24 protein-coding genes, 2 tRNA genes and 1 pseudogene are annotated in these 24,130 nt (G+C 40.3%); 16 read left to right on the forward strand and 11 right to left on the reverse strand.

Annotation, left to right across the window (positions count from 1 at the left end):
- The first annotated feature begins 154 nt into the window (after nucleotides 1-154).
- From HMPREF2885_RS04890 to trpA, 10 genes are all read left to right on the forward strand, one after another.
- Complete coding sequence (locus HMPREF2885_RS04890; protein ID WP_000922231.1) at nucleotides 155-847, forward strand: sugar transferase; 693 nt, start codon at nucleotides 155-157, stop codon at nucleotides 845-847.
- Nucleotides 848-889: 42 nt separating this feature from the next.
- The gene (locus HMPREF2885_RS04895) at nucleotides 890-2,116 is read left to right on the forward strand and encodes a DegT/DnrJ/EryC1/StrS family aminotransferase (RefSeq protein ID WP_001134529.1); all 1,227 of its coding nucleotides are present in this window, start codon (nucleotides 890-892) and stop codon (nucleotides 2,114-2,116) included.
- Between the two features lie 429 nt (nucleotides 2,117-2,545).
- A complete protein-coding gene (gene trpB / locus HMPREF2885_RS04900; RefSeq protein ID WP_070657333.1) occupies nucleotides 2,546-3,724 on the forward strand; it encodes a tryptophan synthase subunit beta in 1,179 nt (392 codons plus the stop codon).
- A gap of 599 nt (nucleotides 3,725-4,323) precedes the next feature.
- Nucleotides 4,324-5,685, forward strand: coding sequence for an anthranilate synthase component I (gene trpE, locus HMPREF2885_RS04910; RefSeq protein WP_045616749.1), 1,362 nt, complete (start codon nucleotides 4,324-4,326; stop codon nucleotides 5,683-5,685).
- Nucleotides 5,682-6,248 (forward strand): aminodeoxychorismate/anthranilate synthase component II, encoded by a 567-nt coding sequence (locus HMPREF2885_RS04915; RefSeq protein ID WP_000601900.1) that lies wholly within the window; start codon nucleotides 5,682-5,684, stop codon nucleotides 6,246-6,248. The genes trpE and HMPREF2885_RS04915 overlap by 4 nt, the downstream gene beginning before the upstream one ends.
- Before the next feature lie 10 nt (nucleotides 6,249-6,258).
- Nucleotides 6,259-7,263, forward strand: a complete 1,005-nt coding sequence (gene trpD, locus HMPREF2885_RS04920; protein ID WP_000658698.1) for an anthranilate phosphoribosyltransferase — start codon at nucleotides 6,259-6,261, stop codon at nucleotides 7,261-7,263.
- On the forward strand, nucleotides 7,260-8,027 hold the full coding sequence (gene trpC, locus HMPREF2885_RS04925) for an indole-3-glycerol phosphate synthase TrpC (protein WP_000076532.1): 768 nt from the start codon (nucleotides 7,260-7,262) through the stop codon (nucleotides 8,025-8,027). The genes trpD and trpC overlap by 4 nt, the downstream gene beginning before the upstream one ends.
- Nucleotides 8,014-8,613, forward strand: coding sequence for a phosphoribosylanthranilate isomerase (locus tag HMPREF2885_RS04930; RefSeq protein WP_000169919.1), 600 nt, complete (start codon nucleotides 8,014-8,016; stop codon nucleotides 8,611-8,613). Before trpC ends, HMPREF2885_RS04930 begins: the two co-directional genes overlap by 14 nt.
- A complete protein-coding gene (trpB, locus tag HMPREF2885_RS04935) occupies nucleotides 8,591-9,814 on the forward strand; it encodes a tryptophan synthase subunit beta (protein ID WP_000331309.1) in 1,224 nt (407 codons plus the stop codon). The genes HMPREF2885_RS04930 and trpB (HMPREF2885_RS04935) overlap by 23 nt, the downstream gene beginning before the upstream one ends.
- Complete coding sequence (gene trpA, locus HMPREF2885_RS04940) at nucleotides 9,807-10,583, forward strand: tryptophan synthase subunit alpha (protein ID WP_000047739.1); 777 nt, start codon at nucleotides 9,807-9,809, stop codon at nucleotides 10,581-10,583. Before trpB (HMPREF2885_RS04935) ends, trpA begins: the two co-directional genes overlap by 8 nt.
- Here the strand turns inward: trpA and HMPREF2885_RS04945 are convergent.
- Nucleotides 10,555-11,214: a prepilin peptidase gene (locus HMPREF2885_RS04945; RefSeq protein ID WP_045616755.1), complete on the reverse strand. Its 660-nt coding sequence runs from the start codon at nucleotides 11,212-11,214 to the stop codon at nucleotides 10,555-10,557. The two genes, trpA and HMPREF2885_RS04945, sit on opposite strands and share 29 nt — an antisense overlap.
- A 69-nt stretch (nucleotides 11,215-11,283) precedes the next feature.
- Here HMPREF2885_RS04945 and HMPREF2885_RS04950 point away from each other — a divergent pair, with 69 nt between their 5' ends.
- From HMPREF2885_RS04950 to HMPREF2885_RS04960, 3 genes and pseudogenes are all read left to right on the forward strand, one after another.
- On the forward strand, nucleotides 11,284-11,739 hold the full coding sequence (locus HMPREF2885_RS04950) for a GNAT family N-acetyltransferase (protein WP_070657335.1): 456 nt from the start codon (nucleotides 11,284-11,286) through the stop codon (nucleotides 11,737-11,739).
- Between the two features lie 103 nt (nucleotides 11,740-11,842).
- Nucleotides 11,843-12,368 (forward strand): annotated as a pseudogene (locus HMPREF2885_RS04955) (thiol-disulfide isomerase).
- 69 nt (nucleotides 12,369-12,437) lie between these two features.
- Nucleotides 12,438-12,959 carry a hypothetical protein gene (locus HMPREF2885_RS04960; RefSeq protein ID WP_049479764.1) on the forward strand — a complete coding sequence of 174 codons (522 nt, stop codon included), beginning with the start codon at nucleotides 12,438-12,440 and terminating at the stop codon, nucleotides 12,957-12,959.
- 205 nt (nucleotides 12,960-13,164) lie between these two features.
- On the opposite strand, the gene HMPREF2885_RS04965 is transcribed toward HMPREF2885_RS04960, so the two are convergent.
- The 5 genes from HMPREF2885_RS04965 to HMPREF2885_RS04985 form a co-directional block, all read right to left on the reverse strand.
- The gene (locus tag HMPREF2885_RS04965) at nucleotides 13,165-13,368 is read right to left on the reverse strand and encodes a CsbD family protein (protein WP_000102421.1); all 204 of its coding nucleotides are present in this window, start codon (nucleotides 13,366-13,368) and stop codon (nucleotides 13,165-13,167) included.
- Between the two features lie 41 nt (nucleotides 13,369-13,409).
- On the reverse strand, nucleotides 13,410-13,994 hold the full coding sequence (locus HMPREF2885_RS04970) for an Asp23/Gls24 family envelope stress response protein (RefSeq protein WP_000072932.1): 585 nt from the start codon (nucleotides 13,992-13,994) through the stop codon (nucleotides 13,410-13,412).
- Between the two features lie 11 nt (nucleotides 13,995-14,005).
- Nucleotides 14,006-14,176: a DUF2273 domain-containing protein gene (locus tag HMPREF2885_RS04975; protein ID WP_000454669.1), complete on the reverse strand. Its 171-nt coding sequence runs from the start codon at nucleotides 14,174-14,176 to the stop codon at nucleotides 14,006-14,008.
- Between the two features lie 11 nt (nucleotides 14,177-14,187).
- Entirely contained in the window at nucleotides 14,188-14,751 is a 564-nt protein-coding gene (amaP, locus tag HMPREF2885_RS04980; RefSeq protein ID WP_000045614.1) for an alkaline shock response membrane anchor protein AmaP, read from the reverse strand.
- Between the two features lie 99 nt (nucleotides 14,752-14,850).
- A complete protein-coding gene (locus tag HMPREF2885_RS04985; protein ID WP_000964741.1) occupies nucleotides 14,851-15,087 on the reverse strand; it encodes a GlsB/YeaQ/YmgE family stress response membrane protein in 237 nt (78 codons plus the stop codon).
- A 310-nt stretch (nucleotides 15,088-15,397) separates the two neighbouring features.
- Here HMPREF2885_RS04985 and HMPREF2885_RS04990 point away from each other — a divergent pair, with 310 nt between their 5' ends.
- The gene (locus HMPREF2885_RS04990; protein ID WP_070657337.1) at nucleotides 15,398-16,879 is read left to right on the forward strand and encodes an AcpB/EbpR/MafR family transcriptional regulator; all 1,482 of its coding nucleotides are present in this window, start codon (nucleotides 15,398-15,400) and stop codon (nucleotides 16,877-16,879) included.
- A gap of 155 nt (nucleotides 16,880-17,034) precedes the next feature.
- Here HMPREF2885_RS04990 and HMPREF2885_RS04995 read toward each other — a convergent pair whose 3' ends face one another.
- Nucleotides 17,035-18,180: a low temperature requirement protein A gene (locus HMPREF2885_RS04995; protein ID WP_070657339.1), complete on the reverse strand. Its 1,146-nt coding sequence runs from the start codon at nucleotides 18,178-18,180 to the stop codon at nucleotides 17,035-17,037.
- 804 nt (nucleotides 18,181-18,984) lie between these two features.
- Between HMPREF2885_RS04995 and HMPREF2885_RS05005 the strand changes: the two genes are divergently transcribed.
- Entirely contained in the window at nucleotides 18,985-20,274 is a 1,290-nt protein-coding gene (locus HMPREF2885_RS05005; RefSeq protein ID WP_049478432.1) for a membrane protein, read from the forward strand.
- Between the two features lie 9 nt (nucleotides 20,275-20,283).
- Complete coding sequence (locus tag HMPREF2885_RS05010; protein ID WP_070657341.1) at nucleotides 20,284-21,372, forward strand: AI-2E family transporter; 1,089 nt, start codon at nucleotides 20,284-20,286, stop codon at nucleotides 21,370-21,372.
- A 140-nt stretch (nucleotides 21,373-21,512) separates the two neighbouring features.
- Here HMPREF2885_RS05010 and HMPREF2885_RS05015 read toward each other — a convergent pair.
- From HMPREF2885_RS05015 to HMPREF2885_RS05030, 4 genes are all read right to left on the reverse strand, one after another.
- Nucleotides 21,513-21,585, reverse strand: a tRNA-Lys gene (locus HMPREF2885_RS05015).
- Between the two features lie 62 nt (nucleotides 21,586-21,647).
- Complete coding sequence (locus HMPREF2885_RS05020) at nucleotides 21,648-22,163, reverse strand: DUF308 domain-containing protein (RefSeq protein ID WP_000672739.1); 516 nt, start codon at nucleotides 22,161-22,163, stop codon at nucleotides 21,648-21,650.
- Between the two features lie 352 nt (nucleotides 22,164-22,515).
- A tRNA-Lys gene (locus tag HMPREF2885_RS05025) sits at nucleotides 22,516-22,588 on the reverse strand.
- Nucleotides 22,589-22,853: 265 nt separating this feature from the next.
- On the reverse strand, nucleotides 22,854-24,125 hold the full coding sequence (locus HMPREF2885_RS05030) for a replication-associated recombination protein A (protein WP_070657342.1): 1,272 nt from the start codon (nucleotides 24,123-24,125) through the stop codon (nucleotides 22,854-22,856).
- Nucleotides 24,126-24,130 lie beyond the last annotated feature (5 nt).

Genomic DNA, 24,130 nt, shown 5'->3' on the forward strand with positions numbered 1-24,130 from the left:
CAGCTTTATCTGCAACCTCAAAGCTGTACTTTGATTTTCATTGAGCACCAGAAGGAAATTCTTCAAATCACAGATTTCTTGCACCGCCTTTTCCATTTTGTGGTATAATGAAAAATGTTGACAAATAGTATAATAAAAACAAAGGAGAAACAGCATGCTGAAATGGGAAGACCTACCCGTGGAAATGCAATCAAGCGAGGTTAAGTCTTACTACCAGCTTGTCTCTAAAAGGAAAGGTTCGCTGGTTTTCAAGCGTTGCCTGGACTGGGTTCTGGCCCTGTTTTTGCTACTTTTGACCTCTCCCGTCTTTCTTGTCTTGAGCATTTGGATCAAGTTGGATAGCAAGGGACCTGTCATTTACAAGCAAGAGCGCGTGACCCAGTATAATCGTCGGTTCAAGATTTGGAAGTTCCGTACTATGGTAACGGATGCGGATAAAAAAGGAAGTCTGGTGACTTCTGCTAACGATAGTCGCATTACCAAGGTTGGAAATTTCATCCGCCGTGTGCGTTTGGACGAACTACCTCAGCTGGTCAATGTCCTTAAAGGCGAAATGTCCTTTGTAGGGACCCGTCCTGAAGTGCCACGTTACACAGAGCAGTATAGTCCTGAAATGATGGCGACCTTGCTCTTGCCAGCAGGAATCACCTCTCCAGCCAGTATCAACTACAAGGATGAGGACACCATCATCAGTCAGATGACAGAGAAAGGTCTGTCGGTTGACCAGGCCTATGTCGAACATGTCCTTCCTGAAAAGATGCGCTATAATCTCGCCTATCTCCGAGAGTTTAGTTTCCTTGGAGACATCAAAATCATGTTTCAAACCGTGTTTGAAGTACTAAAATAAAGTAGTCATGAGAAAATGAGTACAGATAAAAGGAGCAAATCAATGCCAAATTACAATATTCCATTTTCACCTCCCGATATTACCGAAGCTGAAATTGCTGAAGTAGCGGATACCCTTCGTTCTGGTTGGATCACAACAGGTCCGAAGACAAAAGAACTGGAGCGCCGCTTGTCTCAATACACACAGACACCTAAGACTGTCTGCCTCAACTCTGCGACAGCCGCTCTTGAGTTGATTTTGCGTGTTTTGGAAGTGGGACCTGGGGATGAAGTCATCGTTCCAGCTATGACTTATACAGCTTCATGTAGTGTTATCACACACGTAGGAGCGACACCTGTCATGGTGGATATTCAAGCAGATACGTTTGAGATGGACTATGACTTGCTTGAGCAAGCCATCACTGAAAAGACTAAGGTGATTATTCCGGTTGAGCTTGCAGGGATTGTTTGCGACTATGATCGTTTGCTCCAAGTGGTGGAGAAGAAACGGGACCTCTTTACAGCTGCTAGCAAGTGGCAAAAAGCCTTTAACCGTATCGTAATTGTCTCAGATAGTGCCCATGCTTTGGGATCTACTTATAAAGGACAACCAGCTGGATCTATCGCTGACTTTACTTCCTTCTCATTCCACGCCGTTAAGAACTTTACAACGGCTGAGGGAGGAAGTGCGACTTGGAAAGCCAATCCAGCGATTGATGACGAAGAGATGTACAAGGAGTTCCAAATCCTTTCCCTTCACGGTCAAACAAAGGATGCTCTTGCCAAGATGCAATTGGGTTCATGGGAGTACGATATCGTCACACCAGCCTACAAGTGCAATATGACCGATATCATGGCTTCGATTGGTTTGGTACAATTGGACCGTTACCCAGCTTTGCTAGAACGTCGTAAGGACATCGTGGACCGCTATGATCGTGGTTTTGCAGGTTCTCGCATCCGTCCATTGGCACACAAGACTGATAGTGTCGAATCTTCACGCCACCTCTACATCACCCATGTAGAAGGAGCAAGTTTAGAAGAACGCAACCACATCATCCAAGAATTGGCCAAAGCAGGAATTGCAAGTAATGTACACTATAAACCGCTTCCTCTCCTGACAGCCTATAAGAATCTTGGTTTCGATATGGCAGATTATCCAAGAGCCTATGCCTTCTTTGAAAATGAAATTACGCTTCCTCTTCATACAAAATTAAGCGATGAAGAAGTTGATTACATCGTTCAGACTTTGGTGAGAATTTCTGAAGAAATCCTCGGTTCTGGAAAAAAATAATAAAAAATCTTGACAAAAAGCGGACAATAGCATATAATATTCTCAACAAATCAGAAAAGTAACTATTTTTGATCTTCAGGGAGCCTGTGGTGATTGTGAACAGGTGGTTGGAAGTAGTGAAAGTGGGCTGATTTTAAAAATGAATTTGAAACAATGAAAATTCGGTGCGCACACCTTACAGTGCAACTTGTTGTTAGACAAGGCAGAGATGTAAAGGGGAATAGTCCCTTTATAATTGAGGTGGCACCGCGTTACCAACGCCCTCACATGGAAGTAGATTCTGTGTGTGGGCTTTTTTCTTTCGGTCATTTTGTTTATCTTTTATTAGGGCGTTAAGTCGCTTTGATGAACTTGAGTTCTATCTGCAGCTCCTTGCCTACTACTAAAAGCAAACAAAAAGCCGAATTAATATGGAAAGAGGAAAAATTTATGACAACTAAAGGTTATTTTGGACAATTTGGTGGTAGTTTTGTACCGGAGCCGATTCAGGCTTTGTTGGATGAGTTGGAAATGACATTTGACAAATACAAGGATGATCCAGAGTTTTTGGCAGAATTTCGCCATTACTTGAAGGATTATTCAGGTCGTGAAACACCGCTTTATTTTGCGGAAAGTTTGACAGATCACTTAGGTGGCGCTAAGATTTATCTCAAGCGCGAAGATCTTAACCACCTTGGTTCTCACAAACTTAACAACGTTTTAGGACAAATTCTTCTTGCCAAACGTATGGGCAAAAAACGAGTGATTGCGGAAACAGGAGCTGGTCAGCACGGTGTTGCGACAGCAGCAGCTGCAGCTAAGTTTGGTATGGCTTGTGATGTCTACATGGGGGCAGAAGATGTGGAGCGTCAACGTCTCAATGTTTTCCGCATGGAGATGATGGGAGCAACTGTTCACGCGGTTGAAACGGGGACACGAACTCTCAAGGATGCGGTCGATGCAGCCTTTGGAGCATGGATGAATGCCCTTGAAGCCTTCTATGTTTTGGGATCGGCTGTGGGACCTCACCCTTATCCTACTATTGTCCATGAGTTTCAAAAGGTCATCAGTGAAGAATCTCGTCGTCAAATCTTGGAAAAAGAAGGCCGTTTACCAGACTACGTCATTGCCTGTGTAGGTGGTGGTTCCAATGCTATCGGTGCTTTTTCACAGTATGTGGCTGATGAAGAAGTCAAATTGGTTGGGGTCGAAGCTGCCGGTCACGGACTTGACACAGACAAGCATGCAGCCACTATGACAAAGGGTAGTGTCGGAATTGTCGATGGTATGAAGACCTATGCAGTCTTTAAGGAAGACGGAGAGCTGGCGCCAGTTTACTCTATCTCAGCTGGTTTGGACTATCCAGGGGTTGGCCCAGAACACGCCTACTTTAAAGATTCAGGTCGCGTGGAATATGTGGCAGCGACAGACGAAGAAGCTGTTCAAGCCTTGCTCCTTCTTAGTAAGACAGAAGGGATTATCCCAGCGATTGAAAGTTCGCACGCCATCGCAGAAGCGGTTAAACGTGCACCGAAACTAAGTAAAGATGACATTATCATCATCAATGTCTCTGGTCGTGGAGACAAGGACGTAGCTGCGATTGCAGACTACCTAGAAGCTAAGAAATAAGAGATGGAAAAATTACAGTACTTTCTTTCCCAGAGAGCTTGTGGTTGCTGGAAACAAGCAGAGAAAGCTGTAAGGTTGGGTCCATCTGAAACGAGAGAAGAAAACATAATTCTCAAGGGAGTGCCCTTTATCGCACAGCCTGTTACAGGAAAGTTCTGAGACAGGAATGAGAGATAGGAGAAATCCTATAATTGAGGTGGCACCGCGAATTTCGTCCTCACGCAAGTTATTTTGCGTGGGGATTTTTATATATTTATCGTAGATATGGTCATCAGTTTTAAATTATGCTTCATCAATAGATAGATTTCTATAAAATATTTGCAAACGAAGTGAGCATTGAAACGCTATTTCCCGCCATAGTGGTATTCTAGAGAAGCAAAGATGCTTCTCTAGAACGGAATTTTTGAGAGTAAAATAGTTCGGGGAACTATTTTAGCTTGAGCCTAGAAATGAATGAGCGAGGAGCTCGAAAATTAGGTCTTTCATTTTATGGTTTTCTAAAATCATCCACTGGATAATTTTACCTCCCGTCCGCACTATTTAAGGGAAATAGAAAAAAGACAAAAAATTAAAAATAAGAAACTGAAAGGGAAATTACAATGGAACGAATCATTCATGGAGATGTCTTATCACCAATCTTGGCTTATATGCGCCTAAAGGGGCAACACAAGGTGATCTTAGAAAGTATTCCGAGAGACAAGGAAACCGCTCGTTTTTCTATCCTAGCCTATAATCCTGTTTTTGAGATTCAGTTTGAAAATGGAGTCCTCTATCAAAATGGGCAAGTGATTGATCGGGATCCTTTGGATTTCCTTTATGATGTGACTCATAAGAGCCAGCACCATTCAGACCTCCCTTTTGGTGGGGGAGCTATTGGCTTTGTCGGTTACGATATGATTTCTCTTTATGAAGAAATTTGCCAAATCCCTGAGGATACCATTGGGACGCCAGACATGCATTTCTTTGTCTATGAGAGTTATATGGTCTTTGACCATAAGAAGGAAAAAATCCATGTCATTGAGGATGCTCTATATAGCGATCGCAGTCAAGAGGATTTGGAAAAAGCCTTGAACCAAGTGCTTGAGGAATTACGCATCCCTGCTTCAAATGAATTTGAAGATTTGGATTTATCACCGCTGGACTTCAAGCCCCACATCGCTTCTCAGAAGTTTGAGCAAATGGTGGAAACAGCTCGTGACTTGATTCGCAATGGAGACATGTTCCAATGCGTACTCAGTCAGCGCTTCTCAGCAGAGGTTACTGGTAATCCATTTGACTTTTACAGAAATCTTCGCGTGACCAATCCATCTAATTATCTCTATTTCTATGATTTTGGGGATTATCAAATCATCGGTGCCAGTCCAGAAAGTTTGGTTTCAGTTAAAAATGGCATCGTGACAACTAATCCGATTGCAGGTACGCGACCAAGAGGGGCTACGGATGAAGAGGACAAGGCCTTGGCGACAGACCTGCTTTCTGATGAGAAGGAAACAGCAGAACATCGGATGTTGGTAGACTTGGGGCGTAACGATATTGGTCGCATCTCTGAAACAGCCAGTGTCCAAGTTACCAAGTATATGGAAGTGGAGCTTTTCCGCTATGTCATGCATTTGACCAGCGTGGTGAAAGGGCGTTTGCTTCCAGAATTAACAGCCATGGATGCTTTGAAATCTACACTTCCAGCTGGAACAGTTTCAGGAGCACCAAAGATTCGGGCCATGAGACGCATCTATGAACTAGAAACGGAAAAACGAGGCGTATATGCAGGAGCAATCGGCTACTTGTCTGCGACGGGTGATATGGACTTCGCCATTGCCATCCGAACTATGATTCTCAAAAATCAAACAGCTTATGTGCAGGCTGGGGCAGGGATTGTCTACGACTCTATCGCAAAAAACGAATACCAAGAAACCATTAACAAGGCAAAATCTATGACTAGAATTGGAGAACTAAGACCATGATTTTATTGATTGACAACTATGATTCTTTTACCTATAACTTGGCGCAATACATCGGGAATTTTGCAGAAGTGCAGGTCTTGAGAAATGATGATCCCAAGCTGTATGAAGAAGCTGAAAAAGCAGATGGTCTGGTCTTTTCTCCTGGTCCTGGTTGGCCAGTTGATGCTGGAAAGATGGAAGATATGATTCGTGACTTTGCAGGTAAGAAGCCAATTCTAGGGATCTGTTTGGGTCACCAAGCTATCGCAGAAGTCTTTGGTGGGAAGCTAGGTTTGGCTCCAAAAGTCATGCATGGGAAACAGAGCCATATTAGCTTTGAAGCGCCATCTGTTCTCTATCAAGGCATTGAGGATGGTCGTCCAGTCATGCGCTATCACAGCATTTTGATTGAAGAAATGCCAGAAGGCTTTGAAGTGACAGCTCGTTCGACTGATGACCAGGCTATTATGGGAATTCAACACAAAAGCCTGCCGATTTATGGCTTCCAGTACCATCCAGAAAGTATCGGAACGCCAGATGGCTTGTCTTCTATTCGGAATTTTATCGAGAAGGTTGTAAAGTGAGGAAACTAGGATGAAAGAGATTATTGAAAAACTAGCAAAATTTGAAAATTTATCAGGTGTGGAAATGACAGATGTCATCGAGCGTATCGTAACTGGGCGTGTAACTGAAGCGCAGATTGCTTCTCTCCTCTTGGCTCTTAAGATGAAGGGGGAAACACCGGAAGAACGCACAGCCATTGCCCAAGTCATGAGAGGGCATGCCCAACATATTCCAACTGAGATACATGATGCTATGGATAACTGCGGTACAGGTGGGGACAAGTCTTTCAGCTTTAACATTTCCACAACTGCAGCCTTTGTCTTGGCTGGTGGCGGCATTCATATGGCTAAGCACGGTAACCGTTCGATTTCTTCTAAATCAGGTTCGGCAGATGTCCTTCAAGCATTGGGCATCAATCTTGACCTCAAACCAGCTGAACTAGGTAAGGTTTTTGATAAAACTGGCATCGTCTTTCTCTTTGCTAAAAATATGCACCCAGCCATGAAATACATCATGCCAGCTCGTTTGGAACTAGGAATTCCAACGATCATGAACTTGACTGGTCCACTGATTCACCCAATGGCCTTGGAAACACAGCTTCTTGGTATTAGTCGTCCAGAACTTCTAGAAAGTACAGCTCAGGTTTTGAAAAATATGGGTCGCAAACGTGCCGTTGTGGTTGCTGGACCAGAAGGTCTTGATGAAGCTGGCTTGAACGGAACAACCAAGATTGCTCTTCTTGAAAATGGCGAAATCACCTTGTCAAGCTTCACTCCAGAGGATTTGGGGATGGAACGCTACGCTATCGAAGATATCCGTGGTGGGAATGCTCAGGAAAATGCAGAAATTTTGCTCAGCGTTCTTCAAAACGAACCAAGTCCATTCTTGGAAACGACAGTTTTAAATGCAGGTCTTGGTTTCTATGCTAATGGTAAGGTAGCTAGTATCAAGGAAGGAGTAGCCTTGGCCCGTCAAGTGATTGCTAGTGGCAAGGCCCTTGAAAAACTCAGACTGTTACAGGAGTACCAAAAATGAGTCAGGAATTTTTAGCACGAATCTTAGAGCAGAAGGCGCGTGAAGTCGAGCAAATGGAGCTGGAGCAAATCCAGCCCTTGCGCCAGACCTATCGCTTGGCAGAATTTTTGAAGAATCATCAAGACCGCTTGCAGGTGATTGCAGAAGTCAAGAAAGCTAGCCCTAGTCTGGGAGATATCAATCTCGATGTGGATATTGTGCAACAGGCCCAGACTTATGAAGCAAATGGAGCAGTGATGATTTCGGTTTTGACAGATGAGATTTTCTTTAAAGGACATTTGGATTATCTGCGGGAGATTTCCAGTCAGGTGCAGATTCCGACGCTCAACAAGGACTTTATCATCGATGAAAAGCAAATTATCCGCGCTCGTAATGCAGGTGCGACAGTTATCTTGCTCATCGTCGCGGCCTTGTCAGAAGAACGCCTCAAGGAACTGTATGACTATGCTACAGAGCTTGGTCTGGAAGTCTTGGTAGAGACTCACAATCTAGCTGAACTAGAAGTAGCCCACAGACTTGGAGCGGAGATTATCGGGGTCAATAACCGCAACTTGACCACCTTTGAAGTCGATTTGCAGACCAGTGTAGACTTGGCCCAGCACTTTAAGAAAGGTCACTATTACATTTCTGAATCTGCTATTTTCACAGAGCAGGATGCGGAAGGACTAGCATCATCCTTTAACGGAATTTTAGTAGGGACAGCTCTGATGCAGGCGGAGGATGTAGCCCAGAGAATCAAGGAGTTGCAAATTGACAAAGGTTAAGATTTGTGGATTATCAACCAAAGAAGCGGTGGAAACAGCCGTTTCAGCAGGGGCGGATTACATCGGTTTTGTCTTCGCTCCTAGTAAGAGACAGGTGACCTTAGGACAGGCTGCTGAGCTGGCAAAGCTCATTCCTGTCAACGTTAAAAAGGTTGGTGTATTTGTTTCACCAAGTCGGGCAGAATTGCTAGAAGCGATTGAAAAAGTTGGTCTGGACTTGGTTCAAGTTCACGGTCAGGTAGCAGATGAGTTGTTTGAAGATTTGCCTTGTAGCAGTATTCAGGCTGTGCAAGTGGATAGAGAGGGGCTTGTGCCTAATTCTCAGGCAGATTATCTACTCTTTGATGCCCCTGTTGCTGGGAGTGGCCAGACCTTTGACTGGGGTCAACTGGATACGACAGGACTAGCTCAGCCCTTCTTTATCGCAGGTGGGCTTAATGAAGATAATGTAGTAAAAGCAATTCAACACTTTACTCCCTATGCAGTAGATGTATCAAGTGGAGTGGAGACGGATGGACAAAAAGATCATGAAAAGATTAGAAGATTTATAGAGAGGGTAAAGCATGGCATATCAAGAACCAAATAAAGAAGGATTTTACGGAAAATTCGGCGGACGTTTTGTCCCAGAAACATTGATGACAGCAGTTTTGGAGTTGGAAAAAGCTTATCGTGAAAGTCAGGCGGATCCAAGTTTCCAAGAGGAATTAAACCAGCTCTTACGTCAGTACGTAGGACGTGAAACTCCTCTTTACTACGCAAAAAACTTGACCCAGCATATCGGTGGAGCTAAGATTTATCTCAAGCGGGAAGACCTCAACCATACAGGGGCTCACAAGATTAACAATGCCTTGGGACAAGTTCTTCTGGCTAAACGCATGGGTAAAAAGAAAATTATCGCTGAAACGGGTGCTGGTCAGCACGGTGTGGCAACTGCAACTGCTGCAGCTCTCTTTAACATGGAATGTACCATCTATATGGGTGAGGAAGATGTTAAACGCCAAGCCCTTAATGTCTTCCGTATGGAGCTTTTGGGAGCTAAGGTTGAGGCCGTGACAGATGGTTCGCGCGTGCTCAAGGATGCAGTTAATGCAGCCCTTCGTTCATGGGTAGCTAACATCGATGACACCCACTATATCCTTGGTTCTGCCTTGGGGCCTCATCCTTTCCCAGAAATCGTTCGTGACTTCCAAAGTGTCATCGGTCGAGAGGCTAAACAACAGTACCGTGACTTGACAGGTCAAGATTTACCAGATGCCCTAGTAGCCTGTGTTGGTGGTGGTTCTAATGCTATCGGTCTCTTCCATCCATTTGTAGAAGATGAGTCAGTAGCAATGTATGGGGCTGAAGCAGCAGGGCTTGGTGTGGATACGGAGCACCACGCAGCGACCTTGACCAAGGGTCGCCCAGGTGTTCTCCACGGTTCGCTTATGGATGTGCTCCAAGATGCACATGGGCAAATTCTTGAAGCTTTCTCTATCTCAGCAGGTTTGGACTATCCTGGTATCGGTCCAGAACATTCTCACTACCACGATATCAAACGTGCCAGCTATGTTCCTGTGACTGACGAGGAAGCCTTGGAAGGATTCCAACTCTTGTCTCGCGTGGAAGGGATTATCCCAGCCTTGGAATCTAGCCATGCCATTGCCTTTGCAGTGAAATTAGCCAAAGAACTTGGTCCAGACAAGTCTATGATTGTCTGCCTATCTGGTCGTGGGGACAAGGATGTGGTTCAAGTCAAAGACCGCTTGGAAGCAGATGCAGCAAAGAAGGGAGAAGCCCATGTCTAAGACACTAACAGAAAAATTGAACGCTATCAAAGCAGCAGGAAAAGGAATTTTCGTTCCCTATATCATGGCTGGGGACCATGAGAAAGGATTAGATGGTCTTGGTGAAACAATCCACTTTTTAGAAGATTTGGGTGTTTCTGCTATTGAAGTGGGTATTCCCTTTTCAGACCCTGTTGCAGATGGACCTGTAATCGAAGAAGCAGGCTTGCGCAGTCTAGCTCATGGAACTTCTACCCAGGCTTTGGTTGAAACCTTGAAAACCATTCAAACAGAAGTTCCGCTTGTCATCATGACCTACTTCAACCCCCTCTTTCAGTACGGTGTGGAGAAATTTGTCAAAGATCTGGCAGATACAGCAGTTAAGGGCTTGATTATCCCAGACCTGCCTCATGAGCATGCCAACTTTGTAGAGCCCTTTTTGGCAGACACAGATATCGCCTTGATTCCCCTAGTTAGTTTGACCACAGGACTCGAGCGCCAAAAAGAGTTAATCCAGGGAGCTGAGGGATTTGTCTATGCCGTTGCCATCAATGGGGTGACAGGGAAATCAGGCAATTACCGCGCAGACTTGGACAAGCACTTGGCACAATTGCATCAAGTAGCGGATATCCCAGTCTTGACAGGTTTTGGTGTGTCTAGTCAAGAAGATGTCGAACGATTCAATGCGGTGTCAGATGGCGTTATCGTCGGTTCGAAAATTGTAAAAGCTCTCCACCAAGGAGAGCCGATTGAGGACTTTATCAAACAAGCAGTAGCTTACCAAAAATAATCAAACAAGCAGCAAGTAAGAGGAAAGGCACGAAAGGAAGTCTTTCCTTTTTCTTTTGCAGGAGAAAAGCTAGGATCCCCGTCGCAGAAGCGAACTGGATCAAAATCAGTAATTCTGTCACGCTAAAGACGAGCGCACAAGAAGCCAGAAAGAGAAAATCCCCTGCGCCCATGCGAATATCGATAAAATGGGCCATGATTCCGAGGACAAGGAAGAAACTCATAACCAGATTCCAGCCACAGAAAGCCATGAGGATTAGGTGGAAAGTTAGCCAAACCATTAAGGGATATTCCTGATGGCGAAAGTCGTAGATGCCCAAGGTTGAGCCAGCAGTGATTAGGATGATTTGACCTAAGGAAAGCCAGCCCCAAGACCAAGCTAGAAAGAGGATTCCTAAGCCGAGTTCAAAGAGGGCATACCAGAATGGATAGCGAGCCTTGCAGTAGCGACAGCGGAAGCGACCAATTACTTGAGAGATAATCGGAATCAAATCTAAGGGACGCAAGCGAGTCTGACAGGAATCGCAGTGGCTAGCTGGTCGAATAATGGATTGCTCAGGGAAACGGTCAATGACCAAACCCAAGAAAGAAGCGAGAATGCTCCCAACAAGAAAAAAATAAAGATCAATCATACTTATCTATTCGTAAAAAATAAGAGAAGTAGTATAATAAAGAAACATTGATAAGATGGTGAGGTCAAGATGATGATTCGTTTTGAAGAAAATGTGAGCACAGAAAATGCTCAGCACGTATGCCAATGGTCCAACTCCCTTGGAAAATCCTTTCAAGAACAATGGATGGGAACAATGATTCCTTTTCCCTTGACAATTCAAGTCTTGCAAGATTTGGAAGGAATCTTTTCAATCTTTGATGGACAAGAGTTTGTGGGGCTTATCCAGAAAATCAGGCTAGAAGACAGGAATCTTCATATCGGGAGATTTTTTATCAATCCTCAGAAACAGGGACAAGGCTTAGGTAGCCAGACTTTAAGGAAATTTGTTAGTTTGGCCTTTGAAAATGAAGACATAGATACTATTTCTCTAAATGTCTACGAGGCAAATCAAACAGCTTACAAGCTTTACCAAAAAGAAGGATTTGAAACCGTTCAAATGGTTGAAACACCTATACGAAAATACATCATGAAAAAGGGCAGATAGCAGTAACGGGGGACTAGAGTCCCAAGGATTTTCAAGGATAAGGAAGTTATCTTTCAAAGTTAGAAACAAGACTTCTATGATTTCTTAGATAGAGGAGATAAACATGTCGAGACCTAGAAAAATACGAATCTTGCTCGCTTCTGTACTTGCCTTAGTTGTTGGTATCAATCTTTATTCTCAGTATCAAAGCCACCAAGAACGGTTCCAATTAAAGACCTCCTTTGAAGAAAAGGACACTATAGCTGTCTTACAACATTTAATGGATTCAGGAAAATATGCGTCTGACATGCGAAAAGCAGGCTATATTGTTCCTCCCGACGGTGTCATTCGCTTGGATGGAGGAATTGACTCCATAGGGATAAAAGGAGACATCGATTTGAAAATGTCGAATCCTAGAAGGGATGAAGTCTCTGTTTTATTTGAAACAATGGTAAATGAGGAAAAAATAAATGCCTACTATATTTTAGATCATCAATTAACCCTAAGACGTAGATACTATTCTTATATTAGGAATCAGAAAAAAAGAAAGTGTGAACATCTCTCAAGCCGAAGAAGAACGCCTATTAAAGATTGTTCGAAAAGAGTTGAAAGCTTTTCTAGATAAGATGTATCAGACTTTGTATGGTTGATGTTACTAGTGAGAAATGGATGCGAGACTCTGTTTAGGATGTCAATGATGATGAGAAAGGAGGGACAAAATGTTTACAGAATTGATCTTTATTGTCTCTTTACTGTTACTTTTACGTTTGTTTAAAAGTAGGCGCTCACGAATGATTATAGGAGTCTTGTATAGTTTGCTGCTAGTCTGGTTTGTCTTTTCCGTTTTGAACTATGGCAAATACACTCTTCAACCAGGTCAATCCGTCAGCTTAAGAGTAAATCCCAGAACACAAGATTTGGAATACTATTCAATCTTCATCTTGAAGAAAAACGATTCAAGTAAAATTAAATTAACTGGCTCAAGTGTTTGGAGTGAAAGAAACGGCGATGTTTACTATGAAGTAGAGGAACAAAAGATTATAAAAAGCCATGGTTTCGATGAGGAGGATGAAGAACTTCCAAACAAGCAAGCAGATATTTATTTAGAAAAAGATGGAGTAGTTGTGAGTTACCAAGGTGAAAAAGTGTTTGATGCCACCAATAACAAGCCCTACACGATAACCATTACCAATGTAGACAACCAACCAGCCCAATTTGAAGCTCAGGTGGTGGATAAGTAAGTCTAGTAGCGTATAAACGTTTCAATTCAATAAAAAACATATTATTTTAAGTAAACAAAAAAGCCCTGAAACCAGAGCCTTTCCTATTAAGAATCTCTTTTAACGAAAAATGGGAAACGTGTTTGGAATCCGATCTACAAAAAAAGAGGACATTTGCGGTCCTCTTTTTGACTACTATAATGAAAAGGTCAATTAACGTTTAGCCTTATTTTTCGTCTTTGTGAAGCATGTTTTTCACACCTTCAATAGCGCCTTCGACAGCGTCTTTAGCATCTTCAGCAACTTCTTTTACTTTAGAAACAACTTTTTCAGCTGTTCCTTCTTTTTCCATTTTTTCATCGCCGATCATTTTGCCGACACCTTCTTTAATGGAACCTTTTGCTTGGTTTAATTTTTCTTCTGTTGACATGATTCTGCCTCCTTTAAATTGATTGATTTTGACCAGATGAATTAGTGTACGCGAGCATTTTCTTTTGTTTCGCCTTTAACGGCTTCAACACCTTCGCCTACTTTTTCTTGAACAGCAGCAACACCTGAACCGATACCAGATTTCACTTTTTCAAATTGTTCTGAAGCAAATTCTCCTGTTGAAGAAGCCACATCAGTTACTCGGTCTTGGAGGCTAACTGAATCTGCTTCATGCTGTTCCTTCGTTTTGATATCAACAACATTCACATTGACTTCAACCACTTCTAGATCAGTCATTTTTGTAACTTGTGATACGACAACATCTTTGATTTCTTTGTACAAAGCAGGGACATTCTTTTGGTACTCAACAACAATGTTCAAGTCAACTGCAACTTGCTCTTTCCCAACTTCAACATTGACACCATGAGTGACATTATCTGTATTGATAATTTTTTCTGTTAGATTAGAGAAGAATCCTCCATCCACATCCAAAAGTCCAGGTACTTTTTCAAGTGAAAGACCAATGATTTTTTGGATTACTTTATCCTCATAAGTGAGTTCCCCTTTAACATCTTGAGAAACAACAGCGACATCTTTTTTTTCTACATTTTTATCTACGTTTGACATACGAGACTCCTTTATTTATTTAAATATTTTTCCTTAACATAGTATCCTGCAAATGCTCCTAGGGCTCCACAAATTAGTACAAAGAGTGTTTTGAAAAAGCCAAAGGATAAGATAAAGCAAGCGAGAATGACACCTACTAGACCTGCAATAATTGGATACTGATATTTTTTAAACCATTCCATTTTTTACTTCCTTACTTTACACGACTAACAGTCTTTTTGGTCGTTTTTGGAGGTTCAAATTCTTTCACTTTAACTTCAAGTTTTACCTCACGTTCAATACCAAAGAACTGCTTTAATCCATGAGTTATTTCATTCTGGATGACAAGACATCGATTTGAGATGTTGTCCGAAGGAAGAATTTTGCCCTCAACATAAACGAAACATTTATTTTTGCGGCTATTTACATGGACTGTTGGTTCTTTGATCAACTGATGATCAATGACCAAACATCGAACAAAGCCTTCGATAGCTGAATTTTTTAGTTTTAATGTATCTTCTTGAGTCTCTAATTGAATCTCTAAATACTGTTTAGGATAGAAGAGTATTACTAACATTGAAATTAACACTAAAACAGATAGGACAAGTGTCCCCCAAAAGACATATCTAGCAATCAGAAATTCAGCGTAGAGTTCTCTCCAACTGAATAAGTGGATATCTAAATCACTGACCTGATGATAATCTATGAGAATAGGAAGGAAAATAGCCAAGATTAAAATACAGAAAATAAGTAACAATATTTTCTTTGATTTTGACATATTAAATCCTTTCAAATGAAAAGCTTTAAACCATAATTTTACCCGTCTAAAGTATTCAAAATTATGGCTTATCACTTTTAATGTTCTATTAGGTAATGCTTATTTTTTACCAAATAGAAATGAAACGACTGCAACAACAATCACTGCACCTACGATTGACGGAATAATAGCCATTCCAGCCAATGAAGGTCCCCAGCTTCCTAGAAGTGATTGCCCTACAGACGAACCGATAAGACCTGCAAAGATATTTGCAATCAATCCCATTGAACCACCTTTTTTAGTGATTGCACCTGCGATGAGACCAATAAGACCTCCTACAATAATGGACCACAACATAGTGTATCCTCCTTTTCTATTTCTAAATCAAAGAATCAATTTCAGAAAACCAATTTCTTTGATTGAATTAATTATATAATATTTAAATATGGAAGGGTAATAATTTGTCTCAAACTACGTATTATAAAAACACACCACAGGTACAAATAAATAAGAAAATCTTGATGCTACTGGGTTTCTAAGGGATTAGACTAGTCTTTTGATGACAAGCAAAAGTCGTTGTAAGAGGATAAATGCACTCTATATGGTATAATTGCATGAAGATTGATAGGCAATCGTTTAGTTTATTATAAAGAGAGAAAAGCTATTCATGAGAGATTTATTATCGAAAAAAAGTCACAGACAATTAGAATTATTAGAATTACTGTTTGAAAACAAGCGCTGGTTTCATATTTCAGAACTAGCAGAATTATTGCACTGTGCAGAACGTTCTGTAAAAGATGACTTGTCCCATGTCAGATCTTCTTTTCCTGACTTGATATTTCATTCCTCAACAAACGGCATCCGTATCATTAATACCGATGATAGTGATATTGAGATGGTCTATCATCATTTTTTTAAGCATTCAACCCACTTTTCAATTTTAGAATTTGTCTTCTTTAATGAAGGATGTGATACTGATAGTATTTGCAAAGAGTTTTATATCAGTTCTTCCTCTCTTTATCGTATCATCAGTCATATTAATAAAATTATTAAGAAACAATATCGTTTTGAAATTAGCCTCAATCCAGTTCGAATCACTGGAAATGAGATTGATATCCGTTACTTTTTTGCCCAGTATTTTTCAGAGAAATACTATTTCCTTGAATGGCCATTTGAAGATTTTTCTCAAGAAACCTTGTCTCAATTATTGGAATTAGTCTATAAAGCAACTTCTTTCCCGATGAATTTATCAACTCATAGAATGTTAAAATTACTTCTGGTTACAAATTTATATCGCATAAAGTTTGGTCATTTCATGGAAGTTGAGAGAGACTCTTTTAACAATCAATTGTTGGAATCGTTTATGCAGGCAGAAGAAATTGAAGACATTGTAGCCAGCTTTGATTCGGAATATCATATCTCTCTGAATAAAGAAGTGATAAGTCAACTATTTGTATCCTATTTTCAAAAAATGTTTTTCATAGATGAAGAAGTATTTCTGAACCATGCAAAAACAGACAGCTATGTAAAAAAATCGTATCAGTTATTGGGCGATCTAGTAGATCAGGTATCAAGAGAGTATAATCTCCAAGTAGACAATAAGGATAATCTGATTTGGCATCTGCATAATACAGCACATCTGCATCGCCAGGAATTATCGACAGAGTTTATCTTATTTGATCAAAAAGGCAATACAATCAATAACTTTCAAAATATTTTCCCTCGCTTCGTTTCAGAGGTGAAGGAAGGGATTGAACATTATCTAGAGGCTTTGGATATGGATCGTAGTTCAATGAAGGTCAATCATTTGACCTATACGTTTATCACTCACAGCAAACACTTGGTGCTAAATCTTTTACAAAATCAACCGAAATTAAAGGTTTTGGTCATGAGTAATTTTGATCAGTATCATGCAAAATCAGTAGCTGAGACACTTGCTTACTATTGCAGTAACAATTTTGAACTGGAAGTTTGGAGTGAATTAGAGTTATCCCTTGATGCTCTAAAAGAATCACCTTACGACATCATTATTTCAAATTTTATTATTCCACCTATTGAAAATAAGAGACTGATCTATTCCAATAATGTCAATACAGTCGCTCTCATCTCTTTGCTTAACGCAATGATGTTTATTCGATTAGACGAGTAACTAAGAATAACAAAAAACGCTAGATAGCGTTTTTTGTTTTATAAGGAAAGAATTTTATCTATACTAAACTCAGAATATCCTAACAATCCTGTCATTTTTTAGTTCAGAACAACAAAAAGCCTTGGTTCCCAAAGCTTTTTAATCTTATAAACTCATTAAAACAACTCCCAGTAAGGTGTGGAATGTTTTTTAGTCTGTGTCATATAAAAATAAATAGAATGAATAGCTATAGCTAGAGCTAAAATGGTTGTAATACTTACTACTATTATAGGATTAGAAGCAAAGATTAAAGAGAGAATCAAGGCAGCCAGATAGAGTGTAGCTTGGACACAGTAGTAACTTTTCGAATAGCGAAGATAGTGTTTGTTATGGGGCCCATTTACTAGGACAGCAGCTTGAAAGAGGCCAAATCCGATATAAGAGAAGCTGGTTGCAAAGAGACGATTAGCTTCAGGATTCAGAAGAAAACTCATCGAAACGGTCATCATAAGAAGTCCAATGAAAATAGGATAGTGACTGTAAATTAGAAATAGTCCCTTTTGATTAGATTTTTCATCAATAGCATGGTCGAATTGACCAAAATAAAACAAGAACAGAGAAATCATAATAATGAAATAAAGAACCGAATAAATCGAGAAATTCTCGATTGTAAAGAAGTTAGCTAGCTCCGTAATCATCTCTCCAAACATAATAATGACAAGAAGGGAGATGCGCTCGATTAAATGGGGGAGATTTACCTGGTAATGCTTATCTTTATTAAGCAAGATACTTGGCATAATAAATGTTAGCAGAATACTAGCATAAAGGATATAGACTCCAATGTAAATAGGAAGAAGAGCTGCTAGATAGATTTCTAAACTTCGTAGACCTGTTATCCATAGAAAACCTTTGATACTTTCCCGATTAGCATCATCGGTTGATTTTCTAAAAAATTCAACCAAATATTGAAAAAATAAGGTAAGGGTTAATGTACCAATAGCCCAACAGAGATAATGAAAATATTGTTGCCAATCAGGTCCAATCATATTGGCTATAAAGAGTAAAATTCCCATTTTGATAAACATGATTACTATGTTAAATAAAGAGTTCTTTCCATAGCGATTGGTATAATCGGTTTGAATCATCCAGGAATCGATGAGAAACAAAGTAGCAATGAAAAAATCAAGGAAAGAATTCCAAGTCAAAATACCGTTATGAAGATGGTCGATTAAAGTAGTTACTTTTGAAATTGCAAAAACAAAAACTAAGTCATAAAAAAGTTCTGAAAATTCTACACGTTTATGTTTAATAAGAGTTGTTATCTTAAGACCTTTCTATTTTAGAAGTACAATTTATTATAACAGAAAATGGTAAAAAAAAAAAAGGAGATGCTTAAATAACTTCATGTGACGCGAATGAACTGCGCCACAAAAGTTAGGTTTTTTCTGTCTAACTTTTGGGGTGCAGTTCAGAAGGGGTGTTTTTTCTATCGTTTTTTAGTGCTAAGACTACACAAAAAAGCCTTGATTCCAAGGCTTTTTCCTGTTGTATTTAGATGCCCCCTACAGGGATTTGGAAAGGACTTTCATATTGAGAGCAATTAAAAATATTGAAATATAAGTGATTTTAGGTATTTTCAATGTCATGATTTAAAAATGGGACAAAAGTGGGGCAAAAACCATACAGATTCTAAACTGTATGGTTCTTTTTTTATCTAACCAAGAAAGGTTAAAACTTATTAAAACAAATGCAATCAACTGTTGAAAACTTTTTAGTCCGTGTAATATAAAAACAAGTAAAAAGTTGAACTATAGGGAATATTGTGTCATAATAGGTAATAGATGAATAATTAATAGATTGGAAATAATGCTTTCTTACCTTAACAAGTTGAATTGGTTATACATTTTTTCGTCGCAATTGTGTCTATCTCTCGAGTTTAGCTAGTTTTTATAAGCTCTGGTTTCTAATCAATATAACAAATTTTAGAAGTGCATAAGACAAGATGGTGACATTACTACAGTCATTTCTAGTCACCATATGTTGCTGGCACAGGCTGTTTGTAGTGTTGGCTATTTACTAGTCAGTTTAATCGGAGTGTTTAATTTTTATTGTTGAAAGGTTTTTATATGGCGAAAATTCTATCTTTAGGTCTGACAGGTAAGAAATTACTTGCTCAGGGGTTCTTGTTTGTTCTGCTAGGTCTCATCTTGATGGTCACGGGGACTTGGTTGCCAGTAAAGGTTATTCGACTGGTTCTGTTTTTAGCTTGGATAGCAACGGTCTTAGATTTAGTATTACGTATTTTCAAAAAAAGTCAGTCAACGGACACCTTGGGAGTTGCACTGGTTAAATTGTTAGTGCTGGGATATTTGCTTGGCTCCAATCTTGCGACGGATGTGCCGATTTATATTTTGGCTCTTGTGATTGGAGTTTATCAGATTTTTCATGCTAGTATTAACCTTGTCACCTATGTTCTCTACCGCAAAAACAAAATTCGACCTCGTTTTCGTCTCTTACTAGATGGACTCGTACTAGTTTTTCTTGGTGGGACTAGTCTTTTGTCCTCTACAGGAAATTCTGTCTTTCAACTCTTTGTATTAGGGGCTTATTTTTTCCTTTATGGTGTGTCCAATATCCGTGATGGTTTCTTGTTTGAGGAGGAAATTGGGAAAAACCATCTCAAACGTCGTATTAGAATTAGCTTACCTATTGTCCTAGCCGCTCTCATCCCTGCAAGAACTTTAGCAAAAATTAACAAATTTATGCTGGAAAATGCTGATGAGAGAGAGGATATCCATCTTGGAATGGTGAAGTCTGGTAAGACAGCGGAGCTTGAAATTTTTGTTCATACAGCTGAGACCTCTCTGTTTTCGGCAATTGGTCATGTGGATATCTGCTATCAAGGCCGTGTTATTTCTTATGGCAACTATGATCCGTCTTCTGAGACCTTATTTGGCATGGTAGGAGATGGTGTCTTATATTTCTGTGATCGTGACAAGTACATTGACCTATGTAAACGTGAGAGTCAAAAAACGCTTTTTGGTTATGGGATAGATTTGACGCCTGAAATGGAAAAAGCAGTTCAGAAAAAGTTGGCTGAATTGAAACAACTGACGATTCCATGGGAGCCAAGTGCAGATAAAATCATGACAGGTGATGGTAAGGAAGACTACACCTACGCTTATAAAATCAGACATGAGACAGATGGGGAACTTTATAAATTTATCAAATCTAAGTTTAAATCCTACTTTGTCTTATCTACAAACTGTGTGCTCTTGGCTGATACCATAGTCGGTCAGGCTGGCACCGATATCCTCTCACCCAAAGGATTTATCGCTCCAGGAACTTACCAAGCCTACCTTAATCGAGAGTTTGAAAAACCAAATAGTATAGTCGTATCTAAACATGTTTATTAAGGAAAATTTATGAACTTAGTAAAAAAATACACCCCGTTAATACTTTTTATAGGGCTGGTTGCTCTTGTAATTCTGAATGCATCGAGCTTTATATCAGGAGCAATCTCTCTCTTTGATGTAATATCAACCTTGATTTATGGTGCTGTTATTGCTTTTGTGCTTAATGTTCCTATGAAAAAAATTGAACAGTACTTAGTTAAATTGAAGGTAAAGGCAGAGTTGCGTCGTCCGATTGCCATGGTACTTGTTTTCCTAGCTCTTATCTTAATCGTGATTGCTCTTTTGGTTTTGGTGCTGCCAACCCTAGCCCAGACTATTAGTCAGCTGGGAACAGTCCTTTCAACAGTCCTTACTCAACTTGGGAAATTGCTAGGCAGCTCGGAATTTGTAACCAAAGACATGTTGTCAACTATCGTATCAGGCATACAGGGACAATCTAGTTCTATTAGCCAAGCTTTGATAGGTTTTTTATCAGGTCTGACTAGTAATATCGGCAATATTTTTTCAAGTTTGATGAATGCCTTTTTGATTATAGTCTTCACCTTTTCATTTTTATCCAGTAAGGAACATTTGGCAGCGATGACGAGTCGACTTCTAAAAGTTTTTCTTCCAGAGAAGGTGGTGATAAAGTTGACTTACATTGGACAAGTAGCACTAGAGACTTATGACCAATTTTTGATGAGTCAGCTGATTGAAGCAGTTATCATAGGAGTTATGATAGCGGTTGGTTACAGCGTGTTTGGGATACCCTATGGAGTAATGACAGGTATCTTTGCAGGAGTGCTATCGTTCATTCCTTATGTAGGGCCTATGATTGCTTGTGTTGTGGGAGCGATTTTTATCTTCACAGTGAGTCCTACTCAAGCCTTACTTTCTCTTCTTCTATATCAAGTTATACAGCTGATTGAAGGAAACCTTATTTATCCTAGAGTTGTAGGTCAGTCTATTGGTTTGCCAGCTATTTTCACGCTTGCGGCTGCTAGTATTGGAGGGAATCTTTTCGGACTACTTGGAATGATATTCTTTACCCCCGTATTTGCTGTTATCTATCGACTGGTTAAAGAATTTGTCGTTGCAAAGGAAAATCAGGTAGATTAAGAAAAACTAAATTTAATAAGATATACTGAGAAGAGAGTGAGAGATTCTCTTCTCTTTTATTTTTAAATACTTTTCTACAAAAAGCTATTAGACGTTAAAAAAAGCCTTGGTTTCAAGGCTTATTTCTGTTGATTTAGATGTGCCCCCTGCAGGGCTCGAACCTGCGCCCCATAGCTTAAGAGTCTACTGCTCTACCAACTGAGCTAAGGAGGCAACAGAAAAAGCTGAGAATGTAACTTCCCAGCTATTTTAATATGCCCAAAATGGCAGCTAGATTATTTACGAAAGGCATCAAGGATATAGGTGAAACCAACAATTAAAAATGCAAAGGCAACGACATAAACGACAAAGACACTTGTAGCTACTGGATTGAACAAAATCACTAGACCTAGTAAAAATGCAAGCAACGCTATCCACATGATATGGTTGCCAATAATAGGGAAAATCAATCCCAGACGATTGCCTTTAAAGAAAGCTATAATGGCTTCTACAATTAACCAAATTCCTAAAATAGTTGGAATGACAACTGGCAGCGTCACAAAGCCATAGGCAACGAGGTAAAGAGCTAAGAGAAGATTAACAATCCCTTGGAAAAGATGAGCTGGTGAGCGAAGCTCTTTTGGTACAGAGAAATAGCCTAAAATAGCTGCTATAGAAGAAACCAGTAAACCAAATGCAATCCACCAGCTGTAAGCAACAAGATTAGCTACTGGGTTTGTAAATAGGAAAAGTCCTAAAAGGACAAAAACAACTCCTGCAAGGAATAGCAGTAAACGATTAGAAAATTTCATTTCAATACCCCCTATATAGTATAGTATAGTTTGATAATAAAAATATTATACACCTTTTTAGAGGAAATGTCAATAAACAAAATGGAAAATTTGGAAGTTTCAGTCTGATTTATGAAAAGAAAATCAGTTTTTATTATTTTGAAAATAAAAAGAGAAGATAAAATTTGTCTTCTCTACATGAAAATATTGTATGGCATCAAAGCAAAAGTAACTGGCTTTACACTATTTGTAAAGATGTAATTTGATTCAAAAAGAAAAGATAGATTTAAAATGTGGGACAAATGATGGGGTAAATCAGTTATAGACAAGCAAAAAAGCCTTGGAACTCAAGGCTTTTTCCTGTTGATTTAGATGCCCCCTACAGGGATCGAACCTGTGACCCACGGATTAAGAGTCCGCTGCTCTGCCAGCTGAGCTAAGGAGGCAAAGAAAAAAGCTGTATTGGTGCCGAAACTTCACGGTTTGTATTGAACCCGCGCAATTAAGCAGGTGGGCAACTCGCTCTAACTGAAGCTGTTTCCGTGTGAGACGGCCTACATGCTGTTAGAAGACTTTTGTTTCCCTAATAATACAAAAAATAGTCGGTCAACACTTAAGTGTGAAGTCGTACACCACAGCGTTTCTATATTTATATGATACCACTTTTTTAAAAAAATTCAAGAGGAAAAATTATTTTTTTTGCAAGGGATTTCACAAGTTTCTTAATTTATCAATGGTTTCCTTGCGTTGAGCTAAGGCCCGTTCGTACTTGCCAGTATCTTCTGGAGAGAAGTAGTGATGATCTCGAATTTTTTCTGGCAAGTAATCTTGTTTGACCCAGTGTCCAGGATAGCTATGGGGGTAGAGATAGTTTTGAGCGTTGCCCAATTCCTTGCTACCACTATAATGTCCGTCACGCAGATGTCGTGGAATGGGCAAATGCCCTGATGTTTTGAGATCAGCGAGGGCCTTGTCCATCGCCACATAGGCTGAGTTGGATTTTGGAGAAAGGGCCAAGTCAATCACGACATTGGCAATGAGAATGCGAGCTTCGGGGAATCCAATCTTTTGAGCAGCATCTAGAGCAGTTACAGTATGGATCTGAGCTTCAGGATTGGCCAAACCGATATCTTCATAAGCGATAACGGTCAAGCGACGAGCGAGACTAGGAAGATCCCCAGCCTCAATCAAGCGGGCAGCATAGTGGAGACTGGCATCGACATCCGAGCCACGAATGGACTTTTGTAGGGCTGAGAGGACATCGTAGTGACCGTCCCCATCCTTATCCATGGTAATATAACTCCTCTGCAGGCTATTTTCCATGATATCCAGTGTGATATGGCGGATACCCTTGTTATTCTCGGGAGTAGAGAGAACAGCCAAATCTAGTGAATTAAAGGCAGAACGCAGGTCTCCATTTGTAGAGGTCGCGATGAAATCCAGAGCCTCCTCATCTAGCTCAACTGGGAAATCAAAACCACGCTCAGGGTCGGTTAGAGCAATTTGAATCGCCTCTTTAACATCTTGATTAGACAAGGGTTCTAACTCAAAAATCTGAACACGGCTACGAATGGCTGGAGTTACAGAAAAGAAAGGATTTTCAGTCGTCGCACCAATCATGATGATCAGACCACTTTCCAAGAGGGGAAGTAGAAAGTCTTGCTTGGTTTTATCTAGTCGGTGAATCTCGTCCAGTAGCAGAACTAGTCCACCAGAAAATTTAGCCTCTTCAGCGATTTCTTGCAGTCGTTTCTTACTATCAACAGTCGCATTAAAGGTCCGAAAGGCATACTTGGTGGTTCCAGCGATGGCTGAGGCGATACTGGTCTTGCCGATTCCTGGAGGTCCGTAGAGAATCATGGAGGACAGACGATTGGCTTCCACCATGCGACGGATAATTTTTCCAGGTCCGACTAGATGCTCCTGACCGATGACCTGGTCTATGGTTTTTGGGCGCATGCGAAGCGCGAGATTGTCTGGCATAGCAG

The organism is Streptococcus sp. HMSC062H02 (assembly GCF_001813005.1).
Taxonomy (GTDB): domain Bacteria; phylum Bacillota; class Bacilli; order Lactobacillales; family Streptococcaceae; genus Streptococcus; species Streptococcus oralis_S.

Excerpts from the sequence above, each read along its gene's own strand:
- HMPREF2885_RS04890 (WP_000922231.1), top strand. The coding sequence starts at position 155 with ATGCTGAAATGGGAAGACCTACCCGTGGAAATGCAATCAAGCGAGGTT.
- HMPREF2885_RS04895 (WP_001134529.1), top strand. The coding sequence starts at position 890 with ATGCCAAATTACAATATTCCATTTTCACCTCCCGATATTACCGAAGCT.
- trpB (WP_070657333.1), top strand. The coding sequence starts at position 2,546 with ATGACAACTAAAGGTTATTTTGGACAATTTGGTGGTAGTTTTGTACCG.
- trpE (WP_045616749.1), top strand. The coding sequence starts at position 4,324 with ATGGAACGAATCATTCATGGAGATGTCTTATCACCAATCTTGGCTTAT.
- HMPREF2885_RS04915 (WP_000601900.1), top strand. The coding sequence starts at position 5,682 with ATGATTTTATTGATTGACAACTATGATTCTTTTACCTATAACTTGGCG.
- trpD (WP_000658698.1), top strand. The coding sequence starts at position 6,259 with ATGAAAGAGATTATTGAAAAACTAGCAAAATTTGAAAATTTATCAGGT.
- trpC (WP_000076532.1), top strand. The coding sequence starts at position 7,260 with ATGAGTCAGGAATTTTTAGCACGAATCTTAGAGCAGAAGGCGCGTGAA.
- trpB (WP_000331309.1), top strand. The coding sequence starts at position 8,591 with ATGGCATATCAAGAACCAAATAAAGAAGGATTTTACGGAAAATTCGGC.
- trpA (WP_000047739.1), top strand. The coding sequence starts at position 9,807 with ATGTCTAAGACACTAACAGAAAAATTGAACGCTATCAAAGCAGCAGGA.
- HMPREF2885_RS04945 (WP_045616755.1), bottom strand. The coding sequence starts at position 11,214 with ATGATTGATCTTTATTTTTTTCTTGTTGGGAGCATTCTCGCTTCTTTC.
- HMPREF2885_RS04950 (WP_070657335.1), top strand. The coding sequence starts at position 11,284 with ATGATGATTCGTTTTGAAGAAAATGTGAGCACAGAAAATGCTCAGCAC.
- HMPREF2885_RS04960 (WP_049479764.1), top strand. The coding sequence starts at position 12,438 with ATGTTTACAGAATTGATCTTTATTGTCTCTTTACTGTTACTTTTACGT.
- HMPREF2885_RS04965 (WP_000102421.1), bottom strand. The coding sequence starts at position 13,368 with ATGTCAACAGAAGAAAAATTAAACCAAGCAAAAGGTTCCATTAAAGAA.
- HMPREF2885_RS04970 (WP_000072932.1), bottom strand. The coding sequence starts at position 13,994 with ATGTCAAACGTAGATAAAAATGTAGAAAAAAAAGATGTCGCTGTTGTT.
- HMPREF2885_RS04975 (WP_000454669.1), bottom strand. The coding sequence starts at position 14,176 with ATGGAATGGTTTAAAAAATATCAGTATCCAATTATTGCAGGTCTAGTA.
- amaP (WP_000045614.1), bottom strand. The coding sequence starts at position 14,751 with ATGTCAAAATCAAAGAAAATATTGTTACTTATTTTCTGTATTTTAATC.
- HMPREF2885_RS04985 (WP_000964741.1), bottom strand. The coding sequence starts at position 15,087 with ATGTTGTGGTCCATTATTGTAGGAGGTCTTATTGGTCTCATCGCAGGT.
- HMPREF2885_RS04990 (WP_070657337.1), top strand. The coding sequence starts at position 15,398 with ATGAGAGATTTATTATCGAAAAAAAGTCACAGACAATTAGAATTATTA.
- HMPREF2885_RS05005 (WP_049478432.1), top strand. The coding sequence starts at position 18,985 with ATGGCGAAAATTCTATCTTTAGGTCTGACAGGTAAGAAATTACTTGCT.
- HMPREF2885_RS05010 (WP_070657341.1), top strand. The coding sequence starts at position 20,284 with ATGAACTTAGTAAAAAAATACACCCCGTTAATACTTTTTATAGGGCTG.
- HMPREF2885_RS05020 (WP_000672739.1), bottom strand. The coding sequence starts at position 22,163 with ATGAAATTTTCTAATCGTTTACTGCTATTCCTTGCAGGAGTTGTTTTT.
- HMPREF2885_RS05030 (WP_070657342.1), bottom strand. The coding sequence starts at position 24,125 with ATGCCAGACAATCTCGCGCTTCGCATGCGCCCAAAAACCATAGACCAG.